Source organism: Marinobacter sp. UBA2498 (assembly GCF_002341575.1).
Taxonomy (GTDB): Bacteria; Pseudomonadota; Gammaproteobacteria; order Pseudomonadales; family Oleiphilaceae; genus Marinobacter; species Marinobacter manganoxydans.
The window spans coordinates 24,206-32,570 of the sequence record NZ_DDOI01000136.1; the positions used below are offsets into that span (position 1 = coordinate 24,206).

An 8,365-nucleotide genomic window follows, 5' to 3' on the forward strand; every position below is an offset into this window, starting at 1 on the left:
CTCCCCGGAAGAAAGAGCCGCTTTTGAGCGCGGTGAAGGCGGCGCCCTGACGCCGGTGATCTGCGTCGACAAGACGCCCGAAGAGGCACCGGATTTCGGGGCCTTGCAAGAAGAATCCCGGGCCACAGGCCAGTCCTGGGATGTGGTGTTCGTCGCCGCCATGTCCGGCCGCGGTGGCACGCCCCCATCCACCGATGAGGCGCAGCAGCCGCTGACCATGATGGTGGAGTCCATCCGCCTCGGCCATATAAGTAATTACCTCCCTCTCGATTCATACGGAAACGCTGTCAGCCTGGGCTGACAGCGTGAAGTCGATCAGTTCCTCCGCCAGGTGTATTCAATAAGAGGTATTTGATTTTCCTCTAATTTGCCTAGGCTGAAGCAATAAGGCGCTTTTTCTCAGGGAGTCTTCTGTGTCCGTTTTTTCCCGCTTCGCTTTTGTCTTTTTCGCGTCGATCATGGCCATGGCCCTGGATGCAGCGCCTCTGTCCAAGTATGAGCCCGTTGCCGGTCGTCAGGTCATTGAGCAGGCGTTTCCCGATGTCACCCGGGTGATTCCCCGGAAAGGCAATCGGGCCATCCAGGAGCTCTACGTCCGTAAGGAGTTGGTGGGCTACGCCTATCAGTCACTGGATTTTGTCCAGACCCCCGCCTACTCGGGCAAGCCGGTCAATGCCATGGTGGTGCTGGATGCCGAAGGCACCATCAAGGCCGCCAAGGTAATCCACCACGACGAACCCATTCTCCTGGTGGGCATACCCGAAAGCAAAATGCACGCCTTTACCGATCAGTACACGGGCCTCAAAGCGGACCAGCGGGTAACCGTGGGCGGAACCTCTTCGGAACGAAAGGTGGCCGTTGACGGATTGTCCGGGGCCACTGTGACCGTGATGGTGATCAATGAAGTGATCATGCGCACTGCCCACCGGGTGGGAGTGGAACTGGGCATGGTTGAAGGCGAGGATGGAACCCGTCCGCCTCTGGCGACCGTCGACAAACAGGCCTTTGAACAGAAAACCTGGCAGGAACTGACCGGTGACGGCTCGGTGCGCCGGTTAATGCTTACCAAGGGCCAGGTGGATGATTCCTTCAAGGGGACGGAAGCCGAAGGCGTTGATACCGCGGGCCCGGAGGAACGCAAAGAGCCGCTGATTGATCTGTATGCCGCTTACCTGGATGCGCCCACCATCGGCCGGAATCTGCTGGGCGAGAGCCAGTACCAGTGGCTGACATCCGAGCTGGAGGAGGGCGAGCATGCCATTGCCGTGATGGCCAACGGTGAATACTCCTTCAAAGGATCGGGTTACGTTCGCGGCGGCATCTTCGACCGTATCCAGATTCGCCAGTTTGGTGACACCTTTAACTTCCGTGACCTGGACTTCTACCGGCTGAGTGATGTCTATGCCGAGGGCATGCCGGAGTTCACCGAGATGGCGATCTTCATCATTCGCCAGCAATACAACTTCGATCCCGGTACACCGTGGACACTCGAGCTCACGGTGAAGCGCCAGACCGGGCCGCTGGACAGCGAATTCCAGGTATTCCCGCTGGAGTACCAGCTGCCGGAGCAGTATTACACCCGTCCGGAGACAGTTGTCTCCGAGGAAGAATGGCTGGAGAGCCAGCCCATGTGGGTGCAGGTGTGGTACCAGCGGGAGTTCCAGATTGTGGTGCTCGGTATTGGTATCGGCGTGCTGATGTTTATCCTGTTCTTCCAGGACTGGCTGGTGAAAAAACCCAGAATCATGCGTTGGATCCGCCACGCATTTCTGACCTACACCCTGTTCTTCATCGGCTGGTTTGCCATGGGGCAGCTGTCCATCGTCAACGTGCTCACGTTTGTGAACAGCCTGATCAGTGGCTTCAGCTGGGAAACCTTCCTGATCGACCCGGTGATTTTCATTCTCTGGGCCGTGGTGGCAGGCATCATCCTGCTCTGGGGCCGGGCGGTTTACTGTGGGTGGTTGTGCCCGTTCGGCGCGCTGCAGGAACTGCTGAACGAAATTGCCCGCAAGCTGAAAGTACCCCAATACACCGTGCCTTTTGCCGTGCACGAGCGGCTATGGGCCATCAAGTACATCATTCTGCTGGTGTTGTTCGGAGTGTCGCTGGATTCCATGGCGACCGCCGAACGGCTTGCAGAGGTGGAGCCGTTCAAGACCGCCATCACCCTGAAGTTTGATCGCAGCTGGCCTTTCGTGACTTACGCCGTGTTGCTACTGGTGGTCAACCTGTTCACCCGCAAAGTGTTTTGCCGCTACATGTGTCCGCTGGGCGCGGCTTTGGCACTGCCAAGCAAACTGCGAGTGTTCGACTGGCTCAAACGCCGCAAGGAATGTGGCAATCCTTGCCGGCTGTGCGATCACGAGTGTGAAGTTCAGGCGATCCACCCGGACGGCCACATCAACTACATGGAATGCCATTACTGCCTGGACTGCCAGATGACCTATTTCGATGACCACAAGTGCCCACCGCTGATCGTCAAGCGACGCGGCAAGCGCCGTGGCCATAACGCACCAGGCCACCCGGAGGAAATACCCGTGGTTCAGGTGTCTTGAGTAGTCCCATAAAAAGAAAGCACGAGAAGCAAAACCGCCATTACCAATAACGGAGTTGGATGTTATGAAAAAAAGAGATGATCTGACCAAGGATACCCAGGCGCTTCCCGAGAGCGGGCAGAGTCGCCGCCGGTTCATGGGTGCCGCGGCACTCGCCGGTGTTGCCGGGGCAACCGGCCTTGGTGCTGCAGTGATGTCACGGGAATCGTTCGCGGCTGCCGCCGAAGAAGCCCGCAATAAATACGTTGTGCACCCCGGCGAACTGGACGAGTACTACGGTTTCTGGAGTGGTGGTCACTCCGGTGAAGTACGGGTCCTGGGCATCCCATCCATGCGGGAACTCATGCGTATCCCCGTGTTCAACGTGGATTCTGCGACAGGCTGGGGGATTAGCAACGAGAGCAAAGACGTATTGGGCCATGACAATACCCACCTGAACGGTGACTCCCACCACCCGCATATTTCCATGACGGATGGCCGTTACGATGGCAAGTATCTGTTCATCAATGACAAGGCCAATACCCGGGTTGCCCGTATCCGTCTGGACATCATGAAGTGTGACAAGATCACCGCCATTCCCAACGTTCAGGCCATCCATGGTCTGCGGCTGCAGAAGGTGCCGAAGACCAAGTACGTCTTCTGTAACGGGGAATACGTGATCCCGCACCCGAACGACGGCAGCGATACCAGCCTTGAAAACAGCTATACCATGTTCAATGCGGTGGACGCGGAAACCATGGAAGTGGCCTTCCAGGTGATTGTGGATGGCAACCTGGACAACACCGATGCAGACTACACCGGCAAATACGCCTGTGCCACCTGCTACAACTCGGAGAAGGCACTGGATCTGGCCGGCACCATGCGCAACGATCGGGATTGGGCCGTCGTGTTCAACATCGAGCGCATCGAGAAGGCAGTCCGGGACGGTAACTACAAGACCCTGGGCGACTCCAAGGTGCCTGTGGTGGACGGTCGTGCAGGCTCGGACCTGACCCGCTACATCCCGGTTCCCAAGAACCCGCATGGCCTGAATACCTCCCCGGACGGCAAGTACTTTATTGCCAATGGCAAGTTGTCGCCAACGGTCACCATTATTTCGATCGAGAAGCTGGATGACCTGTTCGACGGAGCGATTGAGCCCCGTGATACCGTGGTGGGTGAGCCAGAGCTGGGTCTTGGGCCCCTGCACACCACATACGACGGTCGGGGTAACGCCTACACCACTCTGTTTATCGACAGCCAGGTGTGCAAGTGGAACATTGCCGATGCCATCAGGCACTACAACGGCGAGGACGTGAACTACATCCGCCAGAAGCTGGATGTGCATTATCAGCCGGGCCACAACCACGCGTCTCTGACCGAATCCCGGGATGCCGATGGCAAGTGGCTGGTGGTGCTGTCGAAGTTCTCCAAGGACCGGTTCCTGCCGGTTGGACCTTTGCATGCGGAGAACGACCAGCTGATCGATATCTCCGGCGAGGAGATGAAGCTGGTTCACGATGGCCCGGCCTTCGCCGAGCCCCACGACTGCATTCTGGTCCGTCGTGATCAGATCAAGACCAGGAAGATCTACGATCGTGACGATCCGTTCTTTGCCTCTGCCGTTGAGCAGGCCAAGAAGGATGGCGTTACTCTGGAAGCCGACAACAAGGTTATCCGCGATGGCAACAAGGTTCGTGTTTACATGACCTCAATTGCGCCGCAGTACGGGATGACGGAGTTCAAGGTGAAGCAGGGTGATGAGGTGACCGTGTATGTGACCAACCTGGACACCATTGAGGATGTGACCCACGGTTTCTGTATGGTGAACCATGGTGTGAGCATGGAGGTCAGTCCGCAGCAGACGGCTTCGGTGACCTTCAAGGCGGATCGTCCCGGGGTGCACTGGTACTACTGCAACTGGTTCTGTCATGCGCTGCATATGGAGATGCGCGGTCGCATGATTGTAGAGAAGGCCTGATTTAGGTCGGTCTTGCCGGGGCCTGATGATCGGGCCCTGGCAAGCCTGCTGCTTGGGTGTGGCAAACCGATGGCAAAGGGCTTTCCGAAACACGCCCGCGAGTACGTCCCTGTAGGGCTCGGATCGGGCCATCCATGGCCCTCTACGGTTTCGGAAAGCCCTTTGCCATCGATTTGCTCGAAGTAAAGTGCAGTTCGCCAATTTCCTTACTCTTGAGAAACGTTGATGTATCGAATTTTGCGTTATGGAGTGGCCCTGACAGTCGCTCTGTTATCGCTGACCGCGCAAGCGGACCTGCAAGAACAGCTTGATGCCCTGGAACCGGGCGCGAGCTTTGAGCTTCCCCCTGAACAGATTTCGTCTCTGGCAATCCGGGTGCCCGGGGTGTCTGTGTCTTGCCATGCCGAGACGGTGATTGACCCCGGCGGGCAGGGCAATGCGGTGGATATCGTCGCCGAGAGGGTGACGTTTTCCGGATGTGCCGTTCGCAACTGGGGCAGCAATCTGAACGAGCTGGATGCGGGGATTTTTGTGGCTCGGGAGGCCAGGGGCGCGGTGGTTGAGAACAATCGTTTGCAGGGGCCGGCGTTCGGGGTGTGGCTGGATGCAACGCCGGATGTGACGGTCCGCGATAATCGGATTCGCGGTGATGACAGTCTGCGTCCGAATGACCGGGGCAATGGGATTCATCTGTTCAATACCACCGGCGCGCTGATTGAAGGCAATGACATCCGTCGGACGCGGGATGCGATTTATATGGAGACGGCGAATAACAATACGATCCGGGTCAATGAGATGGCGGATCTGCGTTATGGCATCCATTACATGTACTCGATGAATAATCTGCTGGAGAACAATGTCACCCGTAACACGCGAACCGGTTATGCGCTGATGCAGAGCAAGCGTCTGAAGGTGATTAACAACCGGTCGGTTAATGATGAGAACTACGGGATTCTGATGAATTTCATTACTCAGTCAGAGCTGCGGGGGAACGTGGTGACGGGCGTGTCCCAGGGGCAGACCGCCGGTGTTGCCATTGAGGGGGCTGAAGGTAAGGCGGTGTTTATCTACAACTCGCTGTACAACACCTTTGAAGGCAATGTCTTTGCCGACAGTAATATCGGAATTCATCTGACGGCGGGTTCGGAAGACAACGAGGTTTTTGGCAACGCGTTCGTGAACAATCAGCGTCAGGTGAAGTATGTCGCCACCCGCACGCAGGAGTGGTCCAGTGACGGTAAGGGCAATTACTGGAGTGATTACCTGGGCTGGGACCGGGATCAGGATGGCGTTGGCGATGTGCCCTATGAGCCCAATGACAACGTGGACCGGCTGCTGTGGAAATACCCGGAAGCCAAGGTTCTGATGTTCAGCCCGGCGGTGGATACCCTGCGCTGGGTGCAGGCTGCGTTTCCGGTGGTCAAGTCCGCCGGTGTGACCGATTCCCATCCCCTGATGCGGATGCCCGCAGAGCTTCAACCGGAGAACCGATGAGCTGTTTTCGTCTTGAGAATGTGAGTTACCGGTACGACAAGAGCCCGGTCCTTACGGGGATCGACCTGACTCTGGAGCCGGGGGAGATTCTGGGGTTGTTCGGCCATAACGGGGCCGGTAAGACAACCTGTATCAAGCTGATCCTGGGGCTCATGAACCCCAACCAGGGATCGGTTTCCGTGCTTGGCGGCCATGCCGGCGATCCGCAGGTAACCCAGCACATCGGTTACCTGCCGGAGAACGTGATGTTCTATCCGCAGCTGACCGGTCGGGAGATTCTGAACCATTTCGCCCGGTTGAAGGGCGCGTCCCTGCAACAGGTGCCGCAACTGCTCGAACAGGTTGGCCTTGGCGATGCGATGGGTGCCCGCACCAAGACCTACTCGAAAGGCATGCGCCAGCGTCTTGGTCTGGCCCAGGCGCTGTTGGGTAAGCCCAGGCTGCTGATGCTGGACGAGCCTACGGTGGGGCTGGATCCGGTCGCCACGGCAGACCTGTACCGGTTGCTCCGGGAGCTGCGTGATGGGGGCACGGGCATTGTGCTGTGTTCCCATGTCCTGCCCGGTGTCGAGCCTTACATCGATCGTGCGGCCATTCTCACCGATGGCGCACTGAAGGCCGCTGGCGATCTGGCCGCACTGAGGCGGCAGGCGAATATGCCGGTAACCCTGTCTCTGGAACCAGCCAACAGTATCTCGGCGCTGGAACATGTGATCGACAGCGCTTCGAGCAGCAGTGGCCTGATCATCAAGTCCGATAGCGGGCGCCTGCGGGTGGATCTGCAGCCAAGGGATAAAATGGCCTTGCTGCATGCAGTGATGGCGTCGGGTGAAGTGGCAGATATCAGCATTCATCAACCCAGCCTGGAAGACATCTACGTGCACTTTATCGGTTCGGGTGGCCTGGCCCACCGGGGAGGCAGCCAATGAACAGTATCTGGACCATTGCCCGCAAGGAACTCAGTGACAGCCTGCGCAACCGCTGGCTGATGGCCATTTCCCTGGTTTTCGCCACCCTGGCTTTGGGCATCGCCTGGTTTGGCGCCGCCGCCTCCGGGCAGGTGGGATATGCCTCCACGCCGGCCACCATTGCCAGCCTGGCGAGCCTTGGAATCTTCCTGATCCCGTTGATTGCACTGTTGCTGGCCTACGATGCCATCGTCGGGGAAGAAGAGGGTGGAACCCTGCTGTTACTGTTGACCTACCCACTCAGCCGCAGCCAGTTGCTGCTCGGCAAGTTCCTGGGCCATGGCCTGACCCTGGCTCTCGCCACCGTGATTGGCTTCGGCGTCGCCGGCGTGGCCATTGCGGTGCTGGTGGAAAACGTTGCCATTGCCAGTCTCGCAGCAGCCATGCTGCGGTTTATTGGCTCCACCGTGCTTCTGGGGTGGGGCTTTATTGCCCTTGCCTACGTGATCAGTGTGCGGGTCAGCGAAAAGCCCATCGCCGCCGGCCTGGCCCTGGCGATCTGGTTCTTCTTCGTGCTGATCTTCGACCTGATGCTGCTGGGCACCCTCGTGGCCAGCGAAGGCCAGTTCAGTGCTGAACTGTTGCCCTGGCTGTTGATGCTCAATCCCACGGATGTCTACCGCCTGCTCAATATCGTTGCCTTCGGCGATACCGCCCAGCTCAGCGGCGTCCTCAGTCTCGGTGCCGATCTGCCCATCGGCGCCACCGGCCTGTGGATCGGCCTGGTGCTGTGGTTTGCCATCCCGCTGGGAGGCGCCCTGTTACTTTTCCGAAACCGTCGTATCTGAACGGAGTTATCCCGATGAACAGAAGTAAACTCAACTGGCTCCTCGCCGCTCTGGCAGCCATAACCCTCACCGCCTGTTCGGGCAATGAGGAGCAGACCATGGCCAAACCCGAACCGGTGCATTTCGAAAGCGGCGATGAATGCCACGTCTGCGGCATGGTGATCTCCAATTTCCCGGGCCCCAAGGGTGAGGCCATAACCGAGAAAGAGCAGCACGTCCGTAAGTTCTGCTCCACCAAGGACATGTTCGCCTGGATGCTCCAGCCGGAGAATGAAAACCGTGATCACACCCTCTACGTCCACGACATGACCCAGACCGAGTGGGAGCATCCGGACGACACCGCCCTGATCGACGCCCGGGACGCTTTCTTCGTGGTTGGCTCTGACCGCTCGGGCGCCATGGGGCCGACGCTTGCCTCCTTTGCGACCGAGGAAGCCGCCCACGGGTTCATGATGGAACATGGCGGTGAGGTTCTGAAATACAGTTCGATCACCATGGAGCATCTGAATACCGGCCTGGCGAAGCATGGTATGGATGGTATGGACGGAATGGACGGAATGGACCACTAGAAATGAAAAAGGGTCAGATGAAAGCTTT

Annotated in this window: 7 protein-coding genes; all 7 read left to right on the plus strand. The window is 58.2% G+C overall.

Annotation, left to right across the window (positions count from 1 at the left end; genetic code table 11):
• Nucleotides 1-301: ribonucleotide reductase subunit alpha (locus B2W52_RS18710; protein ID WP_286803886.1), on the plus strand; the 301-nt coding region annotated here is incomplete at its 5' end.
• Nucleotides 302-458: 157 nt separating this feature from the next.
• Nucleotides 459-2,558 carry a transcriptional regulator NosR gene (gene nosR / locus B2W52_RS18715; RefSeq protein WP_273069454.1) on the plus strand — a complete coding sequence of 700 codons (2,100 nt, stop codon included), beginning with the start codon at nucleotides 459-461 and terminating at the stop codon, nucleotides 2,556-2,558.
• Nucleotides 2,559-2,622: 64 nt separating this feature from the next.
• On the plus strand, nucleotides 2,623-4,518 hold the full coding sequence (nosZ, locus tag B2W52_RS18720) for a TAT-dependent nitrous-oxide reductase (protein ID WP_008175382.1): 1,896 nt from the start codon (nucleotides 2,623-2,625) through the stop codon (nucleotides 4,516-4,518).
• Nucleotides 4,519-4,743: 225 nt separating this feature from the next.
• Nucleotides 4,744-6,012 (plus strand): nitrous oxide reductase family maturation protein NosD, encoded by a 1,269-nt coding sequence (locus tag B2W52_RS18725; protein WP_008175381.1) that lies wholly within the window; start codon nucleotides 4,744-4,746, stop codon nucleotides 6,010-6,012.
• Nucleotides 6,009-6,941, plus strand: a complete 933-nt coding sequence (locus B2W52_RS18730; protein WP_273069411.1) for an ABC transporter ATP-binding protein — start codon at nucleotides 6,009-6,011, stop codon at nucleotides 6,939-6,941. The genes B2W52_RS18725 and B2W52_RS18730 overlap by 4 nt, the downstream gene beginning before the upstream one ends.
• Nucleotides 6,938-7,768: an ABC transporter permease gene (locus B2W52_RS18735; RefSeq protein WP_273069410.1), complete on the plus strand. Its 831-nt coding sequence runs from the start codon at nucleotides 6,938-6,940 to the stop codon at nucleotides 7,766-7,768. Before B2W52_RS18730 ends, B2W52_RS18735 begins: the two co-directional genes overlap by 4 nt.
• A gap of 14 nt (nucleotides 7,769-7,782) precedes the next feature.
• A complete protein-coding gene (locus B2W52_RS18740; protein ID WP_273069409.1) occupies nucleotides 7,783-8,337 on the plus strand; it encodes a nitrous oxide reductase accessory protein NosL in 555 nt (184 codons plus the stop codon).
• The last annotated feature ends 28 nt before the right edge of the window (nucleotides 8,338-8,365 follow it).

Bases quoted from the DNA above. Each gene is read 5' to 3' on its own strand.
- nosR (WP_273069454.1), top strand. From the start codon at position 459: ATGGCCATGGCCCTGGATGCAGCGCCTCTGTCCAAGTATGAGCCCGTT.
- nosZ (WP_008175382.1), top strand. From the start codon at position 2,623: ATGAAAAAAAGAGATGATCTGACCAAGGATACCCAGGCGCTTCCCGAG.
- B2W52_RS18725 (WP_008175381.1), top strand. From the start codon at position 4,744: ATGTATCGAATTTTGCGTTATGGAGTGGCCCTGACAGTCGCTCTGTTA.
- B2W52_RS18730 (WP_273069411.1), top strand. From the start codon at position 6,009: ATGAGCTGTTTTCGTCTTGAGAATGTGAGTTACCGGTACGACAAGAGC.
- B2W52_RS18735 (WP_273069410.1), top strand. From the start codon at position 6,938: ATGAACAGTATCTGGACCATTGCCCGCAAGGAACTCAGTGACAGCCTG.
- B2W52_RS18740 (WP_273069409.1), top strand. From the start codon at position 7,783: ATGAACAGAAGTAAACTCAACTGGCTCCTCGCCGCTCTGGCAGCCATA.